This window comes from Denitrobaculum tricleocarpae, assembly GCF_007004665.1.
GTDB lineage: Bacteria > Pseudomonadota > Alphaproteobacteria > Kiloniellales > Kiloniellaceae > Denitrobaculum > Denitrobaculum tricleocarpae.
Genome location: NZ_ML660052.1, coordinates 267796 through 286741, shown reverse-complemented (window position 1 = coordinate 286741; position 18946 = coordinate 267796). Strand labels below are relative to the sequence as shown.

18 protein-coding genes and 1 other RNA gene are annotated in these 18946 nt (G+C 58.6%); 8 read left to right on the top strand and 11 right to left on the bottom strand.

What is annotated here, in order from left to right; translation table 11 throughout:
• Positions 1 to 2: 2 nt before the first annotated feature.
• The 7 genes from FKG95_RS01280 to FKG95_RS01250 all read right to left on the bottom strand — a co-directional run bounded on the left by FKG95_RS01280 (position 3) and on the right by FKG95_RS01250 (position 6036).
• The gene (locus tag FKG95_RS01280) at positions 3 to 1445 is read right to left on the bottom strand and encodes a DUF4139 domain-containing protein (protein WP_142894379.1); all 1443 of its coding nucleotides are present in this window, start codon (positions 1443 to 1445) and stop codon (positions 3 to 5) included.
• A 111-nt stretch (positions 1446 to 1556) separates the two neighbouring features.
• Positions 1557 to 2153, bottom strand: coding sequence for a recombination mediator RecR (gene recR, locus FKG95_RS01275; protein WP_142894377.1), 597 nt, complete (start codon positions 2151 to 2153; stop codon positions 1557 to 1559).
• Positions 2154 to 2203: 50 nt separating this feature from the next.
• On the bottom strand, positions 2204 to 2527 hold the full coding sequence (locus tag FKG95_RS01270; protein ID WP_142894375.1) for a YbaB/EbfC family nucleoid-associated protein: 324 nt from the start codon (positions 2525 to 2527) through the stop codon (positions 2204 to 2206).
• An 8-nt stretch (positions 2528 to 2535) separates the two neighbouring features.
• Positions 2536 to 4515, bottom strand: coding sequence for a DNA polymerase III subunit gamma/tau (locus FKG95_RS01265; RefSeq protein ID WP_142894373.1), 1980 nt, complete (start codon positions 4513 to 4515; stop codon positions 2536 to 2538).
• Between the two features lie 103 nt (positions 4516 to 4618).
• Positions 4619 to 4715, bottom strand: an RNA gene (ffs, locus tag FKG95_RS01260) — signal recognition particle sRNA small type.
• 133 nt (positions 4716 to 4848) lie between these two features.
• Positions 4849 to 5346 carry a DinB family protein gene (locus tag FKG95_RS01255; RefSeq protein WP_142894371.1) on the bottom strand — a complete coding sequence of 166 codons (498 nt, stop codon included), beginning with the start codon at positions 5344 to 5346 and terminating at the stop codon, positions 4849 to 4851.
• A gap of 60 nt (positions 5347 to 5406) precedes the next feature.
• On the bottom strand, positions 5407 to 6036 hold the full coding sequence (locus FKG95_RS01250; protein ID WP_142894369.1) for a DUF6134 family protein: 630 nt from the start codon (positions 6034 to 6036) through the stop codon (positions 5407 to 5409).
• Positions 6037 to 6244: 208 nt separating this feature from the next.
• Here FKG95_RS01250 and nudC point away from each other — a divergent pair, with 208 nt between their 5' ends.
• Entirely contained in the window at positions 6245 to 7171 is a 927-nt protein-coding gene (gene nudC, locus FKG95_RS01245; RefSeq protein ID WP_142894367.1) for an NAD(+) diphosphatase, read from the top strand.
• 29 nt (positions 7172 to 7200) lie between these two features.
• Here the strand turns inward: nudC and FKG95_RS01240 are convergent, their stop codons facing one another.
• The 3 genes from FKG95_RS01240 to FKG95_RS01230 all read right to left on the bottom strand — a co-directional run bounded on the left by FKG95_RS01240 (position 7201) and on the right by FKG95_RS01230 (position 9598).
• Positions 7201 to 8061, bottom strand: a complete 861-nt coding sequence (locus FKG95_RS01240) for a prephenate dehydratase (protein ID WP_142894365.1) — start codon at positions 8059 to 8061, stop codon at positions 7201 to 7203.
• Positions 8062 to 8143: 82 nt separating this feature from the next.
• Positions 8144 to 8908, bottom strand: a complete 765-nt coding sequence (locus FKG95_RS01235) for a 3-deoxy-manno-octulosonate cytidylyltransferase (protein ID WP_142894363.1) — start codon at positions 8906 to 8908, stop codon at positions 8144 to 8146.
• Positions 8909 to 9061: 153 nt separating this feature from the next.
• Positions 9062 to 9598, bottom strand: coding sequence for a DUF2975 domain-containing protein (locus tag FKG95_RS01230; RefSeq protein WP_142894362.1), 537 nt, complete (start codon positions 9596 to 9598; stop codon positions 9062 to 9064).
• 354 nt (positions 9599 to 9952) lie between these two features.
• Here FKG95_RS01230 and FKG95_RS01225 point away from each other — a divergent pair, with 354 nt between their 5' ends.
• From FKG95_RS01225 to FKG95_RS01195, 7 genes are all read left to right on the top strand, one after another.
• Positions 9953 to 10492, top strand: a complete 540-nt coding sequence (locus tag FKG95_RS01225; RefSeq protein WP_142894360.1) for a c-type cytochrome — start codon at positions 9953 to 9955, stop codon at positions 10490 to 10492.
• Between the two features lie 102 nt (positions 10493 to 10594).
• A complete protein-coding gene (gene hisN, locus FKG95_RS01220) occupies positions 10595 to 11404 on the top strand; it encodes a histidinol-phosphatase (protein ID WP_142894358.1) in 810 nt (269 codons plus the stop codon).
• A gap of 94 nt (positions 11405 to 11498) precedes the next feature.
• The gene (locus FKG95_RS01215; protein WP_246116646.1) at positions 11499 to 13574 is read left to right on the top strand and encodes an extracellular solute-binding protein; all 2076 of its coding nucleotides are present in this window, start codon (positions 11499 to 11501) and stop codon (positions 13572 to 13574) included.
• 12 nt (positions 13575 to 13586) lie between these two features.
• On the top strand, positions 13587 to 14711 hold the full coding sequence (locus tag FKG95_RS01210) for a microcin C ABC transporter permease YejB (protein WP_142894356.1): 1125 nt from the start codon (positions 13587 to 13589) through the stop codon (positions 14709 to 14711).
• Between the two features lies 1 nt (position 14712).
• Positions 14713 to 15825, top strand: a complete 1113-nt coding sequence (locus FKG95_RS01205) for an ABC transporter permease (RefSeq protein WP_142894354.1) — start codon at positions 14713 to 14715, stop codon at positions 15823 to 15825.
• Positions 15822 to 17453, top strand: a complete 1632-nt coding sequence (locus tag FKG95_RS01200; protein WP_142894352.1) for an ABC transporter ATP-binding protein — start codon at positions 15822 to 15824, stop codon at positions 17451 to 17453. Before FKG95_RS01205 ends, FKG95_RS01200 begins: the two co-directional genes overlap by 4 nt.
• A gap of 24 nt (positions 17454 to 17477) precedes the next feature.
• On the top strand, positions 17478 to 18407 hold the full coding sequence (locus tag FKG95_RS01195) for a 2-hydroxyacid dehydrogenase (protein ID WP_142894350.1): 930 nt from the start codon (positions 17478 to 17480) through the stop codon (positions 18405 to 18407).
• 44 nt (positions 18408 to 18451) lie between these two features.
• Here FKG95_RS01195 and FKG95_RS01190 read toward each other — a convergent pair whose 3' ends face one another.
• Complete coding sequence (locus FKG95_RS01190) at positions 18452 to 18790, bottom strand: MarR family transcriptional regulator (protein ID WP_342779188.1); 339 nt, start codon at positions 18788 to 18790, stop codon at positions 18452 to 18454.
• Positions 18791 to 18946 lie beyond the last annotated feature (156 nt).

Here is an 18946-nt window from a genome sequence, read left to right as displayed (position 1 = left end):
TATTACTGGCGGCTGACACGCACCCGGTAGGTCAAGGCGGTGGAGCCTCCGGCCGGAACCTCCAGCTTCCAGACCACTTGGTTCGCGGTCTCTTTCTCGTGGGGGCTGGTCTCCGTCAGCATCTTCCAGCCTTGTGGAAAGAACCCGGCGACCTCAACACTGACCGCCTCGCCCTTGGCGTTCTCCACGACGATTTCCTGTTCGGATTCGTAGGTATCCCGGGAGATGCGGTCCACGGCGGTGTGTTTGGCGCGCGCCGTGATATCGAAGGCGTCGCCAAGGCGGAGTTCTGCTTTCTCGCCTTTAGGCGTGTGGCTCAGACTGTCCTCCCCGAGAAACAGGCTTCCAGCCCGGTCCGCCTGATAGACCCTGACGACACCTGCCGGCAGGGGCAGGCCAAGACCGGTCTCCTCGCCGTTTTCGATCTCCAGAGTAATCGACGCATTGACGGGTCCGATCTCATTGGCGCCCCCATGGGCACTGGCTAGACCGTCGAAGCGATAACTCTTGGCAACGGCGACCCCGTCAGCGGACAAGAGGCTGATTTGCTTGGTTTCCCGGGCGCCGATCGCAACCGGTCTCGCAAGGTCGTAAACGTAACGGTCACTGACCGATTGCGGCGCAGACATATCGGCTTCGGCAGCGCCGGCAAATTTAGCCTCAGATCTCATCATCATTGCAGGCGATGAATCCGCCGGGGCGTGGGTCCGCAGGTTTACCTGCCCGGCCACCAGCCGCAGAGCGGCGTCTTCGAACCGCGACGTCGTGTTGTTCCTGAGGGTCACCATGGCCGAGAGATCGAGCCGGTCTTCCGCCTCGTTCAATTCCGCGACGTAATCGGCACTCCAGGACAACCCGCCGGTCAGGTAGCGCAAAGCCAGTTCACTCTCTCCGCCCGCCTGGCTCTCGATTGACGTCACCAGTGTCGGCTTTTCCCGGAGACCTTCTGGGATTCGGTCAAAGACAATGCGTCCAGGCACGGAGGTTTCAATCCGGTCGCCGATTTGAAGTACGATGCCCTGGGAAACAGAGATCAGGCGCGCGGTGACCAGGGTTTCTTCACCGGTGGTTGGATGGGTCCGGATGACCCGGACATCCTGACCGACCGAGGCTTCCAGAAGTCTCTGTTGGGAGACGAGATTTGCATCGAAGCTTTGCTCCAGAACCCGGAACCCCTCGCCACCGATCCGCGCCGTTTGAGGAAGCAGACTGGCTGGCAGGCCTACAACGGCCAGCTTGCTCTGCCCGCTCGGCAAGTCAATGCGCCGGGTTTCACTGATCAGCGCCAGGTCCTGATTGTAAACTGTCAGAGATACAGTGCTGCGCGCGTCCTCGCCGACTCTCACCTCCGCTGCGAGAGATGCCGCGGCCAGGGTCGTTACCAAGACTCCCGCCACGGCCCCAGTAATACCGGCCCGGCGTGCTGAAGTCATAATGCCTGTCATGAAAATCTCCAAAGTTGTAATTCGCGAGGGAACCTGCGCAAGGATTGTGGCAGAAGCACGGCACAGTTATGAGAAAATGATCGTCGCGGCGAAATCGGCGTCAAGCGAAGATTAACCCGCCGGACGTCGCGCCTGTAGTGCCGCGGTCAGGGTGCCGTCGTCGAGGTAATCGAGCTCCCCGCCCACCGGCACGCCATGAGCCAGACGGGAGATCTTCACGTTGCTGCCGGCCAGGGTTTCGGCAACGTAATGCCCGGTCGTCTGGCCGTCCACCGTAGCTCCGAGTGCCAGGATAATCTCGGTCACGCTACCCTCGACCACGCGTCCGCGCAGAGACCCGATATTCAACTGCTCCGGTCCACGTCCATCCAATGCGGAGAGCGTTCCTCCGATCACGTGGTAGCGTCCCTTAAAAGCGCCACTGCGCTCCAGTGCCCACAGATCGCCGACTTCTTCAACGACACAAATGACCGTTGCATCCCGCTTGGGATCATTACAAATCGCGCAGGGATCGCTGGTGTCCAGATTACCGCAGGCGGAACAGGTTTGAATGTTGTCAGCTGCCCGCTGAATCGCTGTCCCCAACGGCAGCATCAGAGCTTCGCGCTTCTTGATCAGATGCAGCGCGGCGCGCCGTGCGGAACGCGGCCCCATTCCCGGCAGGCGGGCCAGAAGCTGGATCAGACGCTCGATATCGTTTTGTGCCATGAAGGACGCCGCAAGTGAGGTGGCTGCTGAAGACTTCCCGGAGTCAGGGATCAGAACGGCAGTTTAAAGCCCTCTGGCAGGTTCAATCCACCGGTCATGTCCTTCATCTTTTCAGCGACTTCGGCTTCGACCTTTTGTTTAGCGTCGTTGCTTGCCGCAACAATCAGGTCCTCCAGAACCTCCGGATCATTGGGATCGATGAGCGCGGGATCGATTTTGACGGAGCGCATCTCGCTCTTCCCGTTCAGGGTCACGCGCACCATGCCACCGCCCGCCACACCCGTGACTTCCAACTCGACCAGCTTTTCCTGCATTTCCGTCATTTTGGATTGCATCTGCTGCGCTTGTTTCATCATCTGAGCGAGGTTTTTCATATCACTTCCTATTCATCGATCGAGAGATCGTCGTCGATCGGGAGATCGTCAAGATCTGAGGTTTCATCGTCACGCCGCGGCGCGAAGTTCTCCTCAGGCGGAACCATGGTTCCGTTGCGGCGGGCAACCACCTTGGCGCCAGGGAAGGTGCCCATGACCGCCTTGACCAGCGGATCTTCCATCGCGACGGCGGTCAGGTTTGCTTCCAGTGTATCCTGTTGATTACGGATCGACGGCGCCCCCGCTTCACTGGAGACGCTGACCATCCAGCGCCGGCCGGTCCAATCCTGCAACAGATTACCCAGACGGTTCGCCAGATCGCGCGGCGCATCGTCATTGGGTCTGAACTCGATCGCGCCCTCGGCGAAGCTGACCAGGTGCACGTCATTGACCAAGTGAGCGGCGACAATGGCCTCACGCCGGCTTCGGGCCAGCTCAATCACGTCCGCAAAGGACTTGGGCCTCGGCAAGACCGGTGCTGTGGGAGACGGCGCGGCCTTCGGCTGAGGCTCTTCAGGAGAAGTCTCCGCCGCCAGTTCGGGGCTCTCCTGCGCTTCCGGCTCTACGGCCCGCAGCATGGCCGTGCCGGTTCCTCCATGACTGGTCACAACTGTCGCCGGTTGGGCAGCATCCTGGGGACGCTGTTCCGGGGATGAAACTGCGTCGCTGCGCATGCCGGCCCCCGCCTGAGCTCCAGACGGGGAGGCTCCCGCGCCGCCGGGGGCAGCTGCGGCATTCTGGGGCGTCGACTGCAACTGCTTTATCAGATCACCGGGTGTCGGCAGCTCGCTGGCATACGCGAGACGGATCAGGATCATCTCGGTTGCCTGCAGAGGATTGGGCGCGTTTTGCACTTCCCCCAGGCCCTTGAGCAGGATCTGCCAGGTCCGGGTCAGCACCGGCATGGAGAGCTTCTCGGCCAGCTCCTTGCCACGCCGGCGCTCCGCTTCCGGCACGCCGGGTGCATTGAGGCTTTCCGGCGTCAGGCGCGCGCGGGTCAGGAAGTGGGTGAAATCCATCAGGTCCTGCAGGACCACCGCCGGATCGGCCCCCGACGCGTACAAATCCTGCAGGATTCCAAGCGCCTCAGGAGTCGCGCCGCGCATGAGGGAATCGAAGAGATCCAGCACCCGCGTCCGATCGGCAAGTCCCAACATATCGCGGACCTGGCCGGCATCGATCTTACGCCCACCCAGGGCGATGGCCTGATCCAGCAGCGAAAGGCCATCACGAACCGAGCCATCGGCGGCACGGGCCAGCATCCCCAGCGCTTCATCGTCGATTTCAACGCTTTCGGCCTTGGCGATCCGCGAAAAGTGAGCCGCGAGGATATCGTGTTCGACCCGCCGCAGATCAAACCGCTGACAGCGCGAAAGCACCGTCACTGGCACTTTGCGGATCTCAGTGGTCGCGAAAATGAAGATGACGTGCTCAGGCGGCTCCTCCAGCGTCTTCAACAAAGCATTGAAGGCATTGTTGGAGAGCATGTGCACTTCATCGATGATGTAGACTTTCATGCGCGCTGAGACCGGGCGGTAGCGCACACCTTCGATCAACTCGCGGATATCCGCCACACCGGTGCGGCTGGCGGCGTCCATCTCGATCACATCGACATGCCGGTCCTGGGCGATCGAGACACAGAACTCGCACTTCCCGCAGGGTTGCGGGGTCGGACCGCCATTGCCATCCGTACCGACACAGTTCAGGGCCCGGGCGATAATGCGGGCCGTGGTGGTTTTCCCGACTCCGCGCACACCGGTCAAAATGAAAGCATGTGCCATGCGGCCGGTTTCGAGCGCGTTGGTCAGCGTGCGAACGAGCGCTTCCTGGCCAATCAGATCATCGAAATTCGTAGGGCGATATTTTCGGGCGAGAACGCGATAAGGATCAGCGTTTGCAGGGGGACCAGACTCGCCGTCTGTCTGAGAATCAGCCGGTGAAGCTGAAGTTCCCAGTGTTGAATTCTCGCCTGTCGGTTGATCCGTCATCTTTGAGCGCTCGAAAACTGCGGCACCAAAGTCGGGTGCTCTCCCCGTTCATGCTCTCTCAGGCTTGTTACTTGCGCGGAAAACTGCGGCACTGCCTGATGAGGCGGGAGGCTGAACCGGCGACCCGGGCCAATCTCGTTACGGCTGCTTCCTTCCGGACCTGACCGGGTTGGCGAGCGGTCCGTCCGCGGCCAACCTCCCTGTCGGACTATATCAATCTTCTCGGCCTCCAAGGCAAGAGATTTAGATGTGGATTTTTGCAAATACTCGTTTCCAGGCCGGTTAACGGGGGTGTCAGCGGCAACACCAAAGCCTCTGACCCTCAGTCCTACATTAGGTATCCGGCATCCAGGGCATGTCAGTCGGGCCGATATCGAGCCCCTGTTGAGAGAAAAGCGTCGTCAGCTGACCCCGATGATGGGTCTGATGGTTGAACATATGGAGGACCAATTGCCATGTCACCTGACTGCGCGTTTTGCCGTCCGAACCGCTGGTCCAAGTCAGACTTCTCTCCAGCCAGGGCCTCCCGAGTCCGGACGTCCAATCCAGAATATCCTGATCCATCTCGGTCCGTGCTGCGCGCAAGACCTCGAAATCCTCGTAAAGATCGACACCAATGGGTTTGATCTCGTAGTCGCGACCGGTGAAACGCCCCATCCAGGCCCGGTCGCCAAACAAGATGTGGTTGAGCGTGCTGTGAATCGACTTGAAAAAAGCACCCTGATCGCGCTTGCGCAGATCATCGTCCAGAGTGCTGCAAACGTCATAAAGCTTGCCATTCATCCAGGCATTATACTTCGCGTAGCGCTGAAAGACCTCGGGCTCGATCAAGTTAGCTCTCCTCTATTCCATATCGTCCGTGATTGACGCCGGGTGGTCGCTCTCAAGCCGCTAACGCAACTGGACGACAAATTTGGCCCCGTCCTGGGCCAAATAACTCATCCGGACCAATGCACACCGCCTATCATACCAGAGAACACGCTGGATCTGTCCACCGAGCTCGTAACGGCGGGCTTCCACTGTCTCGCCCAGCACCTCAATGCGCTCCGGCCCCTGATCTTCGCCTCTTACAACCTTGACCTCGCCATCGACACCGTCCCAGAGGACTTGCGATGACGGCGTATCCCGGTGCCAGAAACTTGCGGGCACAACGAAGCCCGACACTGTAAAGGATTGGCCATTGACCCGCCCCCGAAAGATGCCCTCGATACGCTCGGCGCGCACCAGATAACGTGTCCCGTTGTCGTCGGTATCGCTGACAAAGGCCTGCAGGCGGCCAGCCAGCCAGCTTTCTTCAGCGTCGTGGCGATAGCGGTAAAGCAGTGTCGAACCGCGAGTCACTTCGATATCAATGGCGCTACGGACCAGAAGTTGCCCATCCCGGCGCGAGAATCTGAAGCTTTGCGAGCCTACAAGCGAGCCATTTCGGGAGATATCGAACTGGCGCTCTCCGTCGGCTGGAAACCTAACGCACTCCGCCGCGAGACCTGGGTTGGGAACCAGCAGAAAAACCGCGGCCAAGCCCAGACACCCTAGTGCGGTCGAGCAGATCGCCGGTCTGCGCTGCCTGACAGTTTCTGTGAAGTCTTGAAACCGACACCTCAAGTCATCCATCGGGAAAGACTGGCGCATGCTTCCGCGATTGACAAGCGTGCCGCTGTTCCCGCCAGATCAAACCCTGCCATTTCGGGCAATTGCGCTTGATGGCGACTTGTGCCAGTTTCACACCATGCCTTCGATAAATTTTTATAGCGGCAGCGGCCTGGACCGCGCAGAACATCTGCGCGCAGATGCTGAATGGCTAATAGCGCAACTCGCCAACCCGACCACGCGCCTGTTGCCGGTGTGGCGGACGAAGAACATGATCGAAACCCGCACGGCAATGCGGGAAGCGCCCCGCCCGGTCTGGTTGCCGAGCCTGAAGGCCGCGCATTTGGTAGAGTTGGCGGAAGAAATGATCTTCCTGGGCTTGCGCGACGGCGAAGTCCGTATCGCGCTGGATCTCTCTGCAGTGGACGAACCGGCGGCGCATCCTGACCTCGCCCCGCTGGGTGAATTCGTCGATCTGAGGGAGATCGGCCCGCTGCTGCCCCGGGACGAAGGCTCGATCCTGGCCTATGCCCGCGGGCTGGTGCACTGGCACAAAACGCACCAGTTCTGTGGCCGCTGCGGTCATCTGACCAAAAGCACAAACAGCGGCCATGTCCGGCGCTGCAGCAACGAGGACTGCGGCGCCTCGCACTTTCCGCGCAGTGATCCCGCGGTAATCATGCTGGTGCACGACGGCGACCGCTGCCTGCTCGGACGCCAGCCCTTCTGGCCGCCGGGCATGCACTCGGTCCTGGCCGGCTTCGTGGAACCAGGCGAAAGCCTGGAGGAGGCGGTGATCAGGGAAGTCTACGAAGAGGTTAAGCTGAAGGTGGACCGGGTGACCTATCACTCCTCCCAGCCCTGGCCCTTCCCTTCGTCCATCATGCTGGGTTTTTCGGCCCGCGCGCTCACCAGCGAAATCGAGGTCGATGAACGGGAACTGGAAAGCGCCCGCTGGTACACCCGCGAAGAGATGCAGAATTCCCCGGAAGACGAGACCTTTCGGCTGCCCAGAAGGGATTCTATCGCCCGGCGCCTGGTAGATGACTGGCTCAGCGGGACCTGAACGCCGCCGGCAACTGCGCGGCGCGAGCGTTACTCGTTTCCGTCCCGGAATCCGTTGGCAGGATAGACACCCAGGATCTTTACCTCTTTTGAGAAGAAGCTGAGTTCTTCAAGCGCCAGCCGGACGGATCGCTCGTCCGGATGCCCCTCAATGTCCGCGTAGAACTGCGCCACCGTGAAGCCACCATCGATGATGTAGCTCTCCAGCTTGGTGATATTGACGCCATTGGTCGCGAAACCGCCCAGCCCCTTGTAAAGCGCAGCCGGGACCGAACGCACCCGGAAGACGAAGGTGGTCACCACCGGTCCGTTATTGGGATCCGGATCCAGCGGCTCTTCGGCCATGATGATGAAGCGCGTCGTGTTGTGAGCCAGATCGTGGACATCACCGCGAATGGTATCCAATCCATAGATTTCGGCGGCCAAATCCGAGGCAATAGCGCCCTGGGCAGGATCGTTCATCTCGGCAACTTCGGCGGCAGCACCCGCGGTATCCGCATGATTGACAGGCTCAATACCGTGATCCCGCAGGAAGTTCCTGACCTGGGCAAGGGCCTGAACATGGCTATGCACCCGCTTGATACTCTCCAGGGTCGCGCCCTTCGGGGCGAGCAATTGGTGATCGACCTTCTGAAAGTGTTCGCCGATGATATGCAGGCCGGATGTCGGCAACAGGTGATGAATGTCGGCCACGCGCCCGGCACTGGAATTCTCAATCGGGATCATAGCGAGTTGGGCTTTGCCCTCCCGCACGGCCGCAAAGGTGTCTTCAAAGGATCCGCACGGCAAGGTCGTCAGTTCCGGAAACACCGCCCGGCAGGCTTTGTCCGAATAGGCACCGTGGACGCCTTGAAATGCGATCACCTGTCGAAGAATGTTTGCCTTAGTCATGTCTCGTTCCATGGGGAGCCAGGATCGGGGCCGCGCCCAATGCGCGCCAACCCGGGCCGGACCGCCAGCATTCCTTTGAATATCAGTCTTTTCCGGGCGCGAGAAGCTCCCGGGCCCGGATCAGGTCGGCGGGAGTATCGACACCGAAGGGAACGGTGTCAACGCGTGCCACGTCTATGCGCATCCCCGCCTCCAAGGCTCTGAGTTGCTCCAGATGCTCCCGTTCCTCGAGGATCGAGCTGGGCAGCGAGACGAAACGCGCCAGCGCGGCGCGGCGGAAGCCGTAGAGACCGATGTGATGGTAGAGCGGCAGGTTTTCGTTACCGCCGTCCCAGGGAATCGGCGCGCGGCTGAAATAAAGCGCGCGGGCGATGTGTTTTCCCGGTGCAAAGGGAGCGGCAACCTTCACGACACTGGATTCGGAGCGCTCCCGGGGATCGCTGATCCGCGCCGCGAGCGTGGAAATATCGACCGCCGGATCTTCCAGGGGCTGGAATACCGCCCGAACCGCATCAGGTTCGATGGTCGGCAAATCACCCTGAACATTGATCACCGCATCATGTTTCTCCTCAGGATCAACCTGTTGAAGCGCGTCGAAAATACGATCCGAGCCGGAGGGATGCTCCGGATCTGTCAATACTGCTTTCCCACCGGCGGCTTCAACCACCTCCGCAATCTCGGCCTCGGCGCAGGCAACGATAACCGGACCAATTTCCGCCTCCTCAGCACGCCGCCAGCAGTGCACAATCATCGCCTCGCCATGGATCTGCGCGAGCGGCTTATCCGGGAGGCGCGTCGAGGCCATCCGGGACGGGATCACGACAATGGGATTTCTCGGCAACGACATATCAGAAGGGTCTCTCAAAAAAGCATGCTATTTCGGCGCGCGGGCGCAGCATACCCGCGCTTTACCGGAACAAAACAGCTTTTTTGTCCGCCAAATCCTGCACTGCCCCTTTGACTCCGAGGCACAAGCCCTGATTCCCAAGCAGAGTATTCGTCATACGATCTGTGCGTTGTCTTCGGCGATCTTGCTTCCTTCGACCATGATCCAGGCAATCACCAGCAACACGCTTCCCAGGAACACCGTGCCCAGATGGTCTGAGGTGACCGAGACCGTCAAATGACGCGCACCGGGAGGATTGTGGAAGGTCAGCACGACGGAAATCAGGCTGCTTGAGACAATCTGCGCAAAAACCGACAGGATCGAGGCCAAGGCAAAACGACGCAAATACAACGCATGCAGGCTTGAGAAGATACGCCCCTGTCCATAGAGGCCGAAGAGCCGCCGAAGCTGGATCAGTCCGTAGATCAAGACCAAAACCGGGATCATGGAAATCGCGAATCCAAGTATCAAGGTGCCAGCACCATGGTTTCCGAAACGCAGATCCGGCACGGCCTGACCGACCATCGCCGGCCCCAGCGTCTCAAGATTGGCCCATATCAAGGCGAGTCCCAAGGGTAACACGACGATAATCGCCGAACAGAGTCCCGACATTACCCGGCCGGCCCGGCGAATGCGGTTCAGATTTGACATGTTTGTTCTCTTTTATCGCTGTGCATCGATAAAATTATTATAAAACAGTAATTTTTTTTCGCAAAACATAAATTATACAGATCTTTAGATTTCTACAGCAGTCTCGTGTCCCAGGCCTGGAAAGGCGTGATGCAGACAACGCCGAGCGGGGCGAAAACCCGGTCTGTGCAGTCGTGAAATGCCTGCAAGCCCCCGTGATCACGACCCTCCGGGAGCTGGTTTAAAGATGAGAGCAATCGCTCGAGAATGCGATGATTTGGCACATTTGTAACGGAGCTATTGAATGCGCTTGAGCCGACGGCTATTGTCCGCCAACTTTGTCCGCTGAAATCTGCGATATAAACGAGTTGAAGCATGTCCTCACTTGAGATGAACAAAATCGGTGCCGCTGTCTTGACGGCGGGTGTTATTGCGATGACCTCGGGCTTCGTCGCCGAATTGCTGTTCCAGAAGGAACCACTGGCCGAACACGCCTTCATGATCGAGATCGAAGGCGGCACCCAGGAAACCAGTGTTGCGGAAGCACCTGCGGAAGTGCCGATTTCAGTTCTTATGGCCTCGGCTGATGCCGCGGCCGGCGAGAAAAGCTTCAGGAAGTGCTCAGCTTGCCATACCGTCGAGAATGGTGGCAACAACAAGGTCGGACCGAACCTCTGGAATGTGGTCATGGGCCCGCACGCGCACCAGGCCAGCTTCAACTATTCCAGCGCCCTGACGGACCTGGCGGAAGAACCCTGGACTTATGAAGCGCTCGACGCCTTCCTCAAGTCGCCCAAGGAATACGCCCCAGGTACGAAAATGAGTTTTGCCGGCCTGCGAAAAGCGGATGAACGGGCGGACATTATCGCGTATCTGCGCAGTTTGAGTGACAGTCCCGTACCGCTTCCGGAGTGAGCTTCGAAAGCAGACGAGAGGGCGGCGTTTTGCGCCGCCTTTTCTTTTTGTAACTTCTGATCGTCTTGCAGGACCTGCTCCTGCCGAAAGCCGGGTTCTACCATGACATCGAACACATCCAGTGAGACATGCCCAGCGGAGTTTGTCCGGTTGGCGGAAGAGCTGGCCGAAGCCTCCGGCGGCGTAATCCGCCGATACTTCCGGCAAGCCGTCACCGTCGACGATAAAGCCGACCAGAGTCCGGTTACAGTCGCCGACAAGGAGACCGAGGCGACACTGCGCCGTCTGTTGACCGAACGCGTGCCCGACCACGGCGTCATCGGCGAGGAACAGGCCACCACCAATCCGGACGCGGATTATATCTGGGTGCTGGATCCCATCGATGGCACGAAACGCTTCATCACCGGGAACCCCCTCTTCGGCACACTGATCGCACTTCTGTACAAGGGGCAGCCGATCCTGGGTGTGATCGATATGCCGATGCTGGGCGAACGCTGGGTCGGCGCAAAGGGCCGCCCGACAAACTTCACCGATGCGACGGGAACCAGAGAAGCCAGGACCCGTCCCTGTCGCGGACTCGATCAGGCGGCACTGGCCAGCACTTCGCCAGAAATGTTCGAAGGTGGCAACGAAGCGGCCTTCGAGCGTGTGCGAAAGGCCACGAAATTGACCCAGTACGGCGGCGACTGCTTCAGCTATGGCCTCCTGGCCAGCGGCTTCACCGATGTGGTGATCGAGGCGGGTCTGGGAACCTATGACTACATGGCTCTGGCTGCGGTGATCGAAGGCGCAGGCGGCATCATCACCGATTGGGACGGTAAGACCCTGGAACTCGATTCGGACGGGAGAGTCATCGCCGCGGGTGACTTTGCCTGCCACGCGGAAGCGCTCAGACACCTCTCCGGAGAATGATTCGGAACGACTAATCGCTGTTCGGCACAGCCAATGAATAGATCGCGTGCCCTAAAAAGGTAGATCGGCCAGACAACAAAAGCGTGAAGTCGACTTGCGTAAAGCGCTCAGTAGCTTAAATTGCTTTACAGCCGTTGCCGACTGTCATTTGCTGGTGTCCATGCGTCGAATCCTTGCACCTCTGCTGTTAGCCGCCTTTTCCCTACCCGCAACATCTGCGATCGTTCCGGCTCAGACCGAGCAACTGCCCGCCGTACCGACGGTCAATGTTGCGACGGAACCCGCCTCACAGGTGGTCTACAAATCCCACGCCATTGCCATGCACGGCGAACCGAAGTATCCAGCGGACTTCAAACACTTTGATTACGTGAACCCAGATGCGCCGAAAGGCGGCGAGATTAGAACTGCGGCACGAGGCACGTTCGACAGCTTTAACCGGTTCATTGCCAAAGGAACACCGGCAGGCACGGGCTCCATAGAGAGCCTGACGGTCAGCAGCACGGACGAACCCTTTACCCAGTACGGCCTCTTGGCGGAGAGCATCGAATGGCCGGAGGACCGGTCCTGGGTTGCCTTCACCTTGCGCGAAGAAGCGCGGTGGCACGACGGCATGCCTGTCACCGTGGAAGATGTTATTTTCACGCTTGAAACGCTTAAGACAAAAGGCCACCCCTTTTACCGTTTTTACTACGGCAGCGTAGAACGCGCCGAGCGGGTTGGTGAGCGTAAGGTCAAGTTTGTCTTCAGTGAAAAGGGTAACCGGGAACTGCCGCTCATTGTGGGGCAGCTGGAAATTCTTCCCAAGCATTACTGGGAAGACAGGGAGTTTGACGAAACAACACTGGAACCACCGCTAGGCAGCGGACCCTATAAAGTTTCGCGGTTTGAAGCAGGTCGCTATATCATCCGCGAACGGGTTGAAGACTACTGGGGCAAGGATCTTCCCGTTAATGTGGGTCAAAACAATTTCGATCGCCTGCGCACAGACTTTTTTCTGGATACGACGGTCATCCGGCAAGCTCTGAAGTCAGGCACAATCGACTATCGAAACGAAAACCAGGCGAAAGCCTGGGCGTCGGCTTATGAGGTACCCGCCGTCAGAAGGGGCTGGCTTCAAAAAGAACAGATAAAACACGAGCGCCCGACTGGGATGCAGGCCTTCGTATTCAACATGCGCCGACAGCTTTTCCAGGACCCGCTGGTCCGACAGGCAATCAGCTACGCGTTCGATTTCGAGTGGAGCAATCCCACACTTTTTTTTGGCCAGTACAATCGAACTGAGAGCTATTTCAGTAACTCGGAACTTGCATCCAGTAGCCTGCCTCAGGATGAAGAGCTCGAAATTCTCGAGCGCTATCGCGGGCGCGTTCCGGACGAAGTTTTCACAAAGACGTTCGCTGCACCGCAGACCGACGGTCAGGGCTGGCCTCGCGACAACTTGGATAAAGCCTTTCGGCTTTTGAGTCAGGCCGGTTGGGTCGTTCGCGATTTAAAGCTCGTAAACGCAGAAACGAACGAACAGTTCGGGTTCGAAATTCTCCTTGTTAGCCCGGAATTCGAACGGATTGTCTTGCCCTTCAAACGAAATCTCGAGCGGCTCGGAATGAATATAAGAGTGCGAATCGTCGATACTTCACAATACGTCGATCGCCTCCGCAATAGAGACTATGACATGATCTCGACAGGTTGGGGCCAGTCTGAATCGCCCGGCAATGAACAACGAGACTTTTGGGGAAGCGTCGCAGCGGACCAGGCCGGCAGCAGAAATTACACGGGCGTCAAAGATCCAGTGGTCGATGAATTGATTGAACTTGTCATCACTGCACCAACCAGAGAGTCACTTATTCAACGCACCCGCGCTCTCGATCGTGTGCTATTATGGAGCCACTTGGTCGTCCCCGCTTGGCATCTGCAGTATGACCGTATTCTCTACTGGGATAAATTCTCCCGGCCCGATGTCACCCCTAAACGTGGCACCTCGACAAATTACTGGTGGTATGACGAAGCAAAAGCCGCTGCATTGCGAGAAGCAAGATCACGCGAAGCCCGCGATAGCAGGCCAGCAGACAGCGATACACCCGGTCTGACCACAACAGTCTTCGTGTTTCTTGGTCTTCTGCTCGTCGGGTTTTTCGTGTTCCGGCGCGTCATGGCAAAACCCAGCAGCTAAGGACGACATAAGATGACCGCCTACATCATCCGCCGGCTGCTGCTGATCGTCCCGACCCTTTTCGTCATTATGGTGATCAACTTCGCGATCATTCAGCTTGCACCGGGCGGCCCGGTAGAACAGCTCATTGGTCAGATCACCGGCACAGGCACCGATATTACAGAGCGCGTGACCAGAGGCGGCAGCGGTGCTGAAACCCTTACCGATACCTCTCAATCGGTACCAGGTGGAGGTGGTGGCGAAGCCTCTTCGAGCAGATACCGCGGCGCACAGGGGCTCGATCCCAAGTTCATTGAAGAGCTGGAAGAACAGTTCGGATTCGACAAACCTGTGCACGAGCGTTTTTTTCAGATGCTCGGCAGTTACATCATGTTCGATTTCGGCGAGAGCTTTTTTCGGGACAGAAAGGTCGTCGACCTGGTGATCGACAAGATGCCGGTCTCGATCTCGCTTGGGCTCTGGACCACACTGCTCGTCTATCTTATCTCAATTCCCCTGGGCGTGGCCAAAGCGGTTCGCGACGGTACGCCCTTTGATGTCTGGACCAGCGGTCTCGTCATAGTCGGCAATGCAATCCCGGCTTTCCTCTTCGCGGTCTTTCTGATCGTGGTCTTTGCCGGCGGCAGTTACTTCGATGTCTTCCCGCTCCGCGGTCTGACCTCGACCAACTGGGCGGAACTGTCCTGGCCCGATCGGATTGCGGACTACTTCTGGCATCTCGTCTTGCCGGTCACCTCGATGGTCATCGGCGGCTTTGCCTCCTTGACCATGCTGACCAAGAACTCCTTTCTGGATCAGATCAATCTACAGTACGTGACCACTGCGAGAGCCAAGGGATTGAACGAACGGCAGGTCCTTTACGGTCACGTCTTCCGCAATGCCATGCTGATTGTGATCGCAGGCTTTCCGTCCGCATTCATCGGTATCCTCTTCACCGGCTCGCTGTTCATCGAAATCATCTTCTCGCTCGACGGGCTTGGACTGTTGGGCTTTGAGGCTGCCTTCGCACGCGACTATCCGGTGATCTTCGGCACGCTGTTCTTCTTCTCGCTGCTCGGCCTGATCATGAGCCTCGTCGGCGATATTATGTACATGATCATCGATCCGCGCATCGACTTCGAGACGCGGGAGACCTGACATGACGACAGACCGCTTTCTCGGCATGAAGATCACACCCATCACGCGGCGGCGACTGCATAACTTTAAATCGAACCGGCGCGGCTATATTTCTTTCTGGATCTTCGCCGCCGTGTTGCTCCTCAGCCTCTTTGCGGAGTTTCTCGCCAACGACAAGCCTTTCGTTGTCTATTATGATGGCGGAATATACTCGCCAATCTTCAAAAGCTATCCGGAAACCACGTTCGGCGGCACCTTCGAAACCGAGGCTGACTACAGCGACCCGGTCGTGCGTGAGATGATCGAAGCCAAGGGCTGGTTCTGGATGCCGCTCATTCCCTACAATTACAGGACCGTCTCCTGGAATCTAGGCGTCGCAGCCCCCTCGCCCCCGGATGCAGAACACTGGCTTGGCACCGACGACCAGGCCCGGGACGTTGTTGCCCGCACGATCTACGGTTTCCGGATATCCGTGATCTTCGGCTTCGTGCTCACCGTGATTTCCGCGGTCATCGGTGTCGCCGCAGGCGCCGTTCAAGGTTACTTCGGGGGTTGGACCGACCTGCTGATGCAGCGCTTTATCGAGATCTGGTCCTCTCTGCCGACCCTTTACATCCTGATTATCCTTGCCAGCATCATCGAACCGAATTTCTGGTGGCTGCTTGGCGTGTTGTTGCTGTTCAGCTGGATGGGCTTCGTCGGCGTGGTCAGAGCTGAGTTCCTACGCGCCAGAAACTTCGACTATGTGCGCGCTGCGCGGGCGCTGGGCGCCTCGAACACCGTGATCATGTTCCGCCACGTCCTGCCCAACGCCGTGGTGGCAACCCTTACCTTCATGCCTTTTACGCTTGCCGGCTCCGTGACCGCTTTGACCGGTCTCGATTTTCTCGGCATCGGTTTGCCGCCTGGCTCGGCGTCACTGGGCGAATTGTTGGCCCAGGGTAAGGCAAACCTGCAGGCTCCCTGGTTAGGCCTGACAGGTTTCTTCGTTATCGCAATCATGCTCAGCCTTCTAACCTTTATCGGCGAAGCAGTGCGCGACGCGTTCGATCCGCGTAAGCTCTTCACCGGCGATCCGATCCCCGCGGAAGTCACAGAACCCGCCGGGAAACCTGCCAAGGAGGCGGCGCAATGACCACTCCCCTGCTTTCGGTTCGTAATCTGGGTGTGGAGTTCAGGGGCGCGGGCGGTGCGACCGCCGCGGTTCGCGGAACCTCTTTTGAAATCGAAAAAGGAAAAACCCTCGCGCTGGTCGGCGAGAGCGGATCCGGCAAATCGGTGACCGCGCTCTCGATACTGCAGCTTCTGCCCTACCCGCTGGCACAGCATCCGGCGGGCAGCTCGGTCAAGTTCAATGGCGAGGAGCTCATCGGCGCAGACAAACGGGCCCTTCGGCGGGTGCGTGGCAACGAGATTTCCATGATCTTTCAGGAACCGATGACTTCGCTCAATCCGCTGCACTCGGTTGAAAAACAGATCAACGAAACTTTGTTTTTGCATAAAGGCATGAGTAAGACGGCCGCCCGCAACCGAACACTTGAGCTCCTGGAGCTCGTCGGCATTCGCGACGCGGAACAGCGTCTGACCGCCTATCCTCATGAACTTTCCGGTGGCCAGCGGCAGCGTGTCATGATCGCGATGGCCCTGGCAAATGAACCGGATCTGCTGATCGCCGACGAGCCGACCACTGCGTTAGACGTCACCATTCAAGCGCAGATCCTCAAACTGCTGAAAGAACTGCAGCAGAAACTCGGTATGGCCATGCTGCTGATCACCCACGACCTGGGCATTGTGCGCAAGATGGCCGACCATATCTGCGTCATGACGGAGGGCGAGATTGTGGAAGCGGGTCCGCCCGACGCGATCTTCGAAAACCCGCAACACGCCTATACGCAGAAGCTTCTGGCCGCCGAACCTAAGGGAGACCCGCTGCCCGCGGACCTCTCGGCGCCGGTTATCATGTCGGGCAACGACATCAAGGTGCACTTCCCGATCAAGAAAGGATTGCTCAAACGGACCGTGGATTATGTCCGCGCCGTAGATGGCATCTCCGTCTCGGTCCGCGCCGGTCACACCATCGGTGTGGTGGGAGAGAGCGGCTCCGGCAAGACCACGCTCGGCATGGCGCTGCTGCGCCTGATCGGCAGCAACGGCAACATCGCCTTCAATGGGCGGGAGATCCAGGGGCTCGGCTCCGGCGAACTGCGGCCCTTGCGCCGCGAAATGCAGGTCGTATTCCAGGATCCCTTCGGTTCCCTGAGCCCACGCCTCTCAATCGGCCAGATCATCGAGGAAGGTCTGAAGATCCACGAACTCGGGGGCAGCGAGGATGAACGTGAGGCCTTGATCATCGAGGCCCTGCAGGAAGTCGGGCTCGACCCTGAGAGCAGGCATCGCTACCCCCATGAGTTCTCCGGCGGCCAGCGCCAGCGCGTCGCGATCGCCCGGGCCATGGTTTTGAAACCCCGCTTCGTGGTCCTGGATGAGCCGACGTCGGCCCTCGATATGTCGGTCCAGGCACAGATCGTCGATCTGCTGCGCGACCTTCAGGCCAAACACAACCTGGCCTATCTCTTTATCAGCCATGACTTGAAGGTCGTGCGCGCTCTGGCGGACGAGGTTATCGTGATGCGCGACGGCAAGGTCGTCGAGCAGGCAACCGCGGAAGAGATCTTTAACGCCCCGCAAAATCCCTATACACAGGCATTAATTAAAGCCGCCTTCGACCTCGAAGCCGTCGAGGGTGGCGTCGTTTCAATGTAACACGCAAACCGTGACCGGGATTCTATGGCGCTCCTCTTTAAATCCGATACCGACAGGGCTGATATCTGGCAGGATGCCATCGCGAAGCTGATGCCGGATCTGGAATTCCGAATCTGGCCGGAAATCGGCGAGCCGGCTGACATCGAATATGCGCTGATCTGGAATCCGCCCAAGGGCGCACTTTCCAAACTTCCGAATCTGAAGGTGATCTTTTCCATGGGCGCTGGGATCGATCACCTGGCTTCCGATCCGGATCTCCCCGCGAATGTCCCAGTTGTGCGCATGGTCGACGAAGGCTTGACCCTGGGTATGACCGAATTCGTCGTCATGGCAGTGCTAAGACACCACCGGCGTATCCATGACTATGAGATTCAGCAGCGTCAAAAACGCTGGGAGCAGATTGTCACCCCCCTGGCCCCGGATCGAAAAGTGGGCATTTTGGGTCTCGGGGTGCTGGGATCGGATGCGGCGGAGAAGCTGGCTTACCTGGGCTTCGACGTTGCGGGTTGGAGCCGAACGCAGAAGAATCTTCCCGGCATAGAGTGCTTCTCTGGTGAAGAAGGCCTGCGTACTTTCCTCAGACGCACGGAAATCCTGGTCTGCCTTTTGCCACTGACCGAGAGCACGAAAGGCATTCTCAAGGCTGAGAATCTTAACCTGCTGCCGCAGGGCGCCTGCCTGATCAACGTTGCGCGCGGTGGACATATGATCCCGGAAGATGTCCTGGCCGCTCTCGACAGCGGGCAACTGGCCGCTGCGACGCTGGACGTCTTCCCTGAAGAGCCCCTGCCAGAAAGCAGCCCTTTCTGGCAACATTCCAAGGTTCTGGTGATCCCGCACTGCGCCAGCGTGACACTGCCGACAACTGCCGCGGCGAAGGTTGTCGAAGGAATCGAGGCGGCCCGTAGCGGTAAACCTCTCCAAAACGTCGTTGATTTCGAACGAGGTTATTAACGCCGGCCAGATTGAACAGCAGCCACACTGATTGCGGTTGAACTTCAGAGTTCTTTGGCCTGCCCGCTCGCCATATCCGCAAACTCCCGAAGGAAAACCGAACCGGCGACTGTTCTCTGTACAAGGATCGAACGCCGGTCGTTTTCGTCGATCTTGCGACGCAGGAATTCCAGTTTCTCCAGGCGGTCAAGGGCGCGCGTGACGGCGGGTTTGGACATCTTCAGGTCTTTGGCAAGACCGCGGACGGTGTGCGGTGGCGGTGAAGTATAGATCTGCAACAACAGGGTAAACTGTCGCCAGGTCAAATCAGGCAGATCCTTACGCAACGCCGTTGCCATGACGCTGTGCCACAAGCTCAAGATATCATTTGGTTCGACCTGCACCCTTGCCTCCCTCCTGCAAGAGCGAATCACTTTTTGGCACCCCAGTCGCGGGCTCCCCAAAAGTTTTGAATCCGCTCTATCTCAACGACGAGGGCGGAAGCTCGTTACGCAGACGCAACAAGTCTTGTCGAGGTCACACGCGAAAGCAAGCCGTTG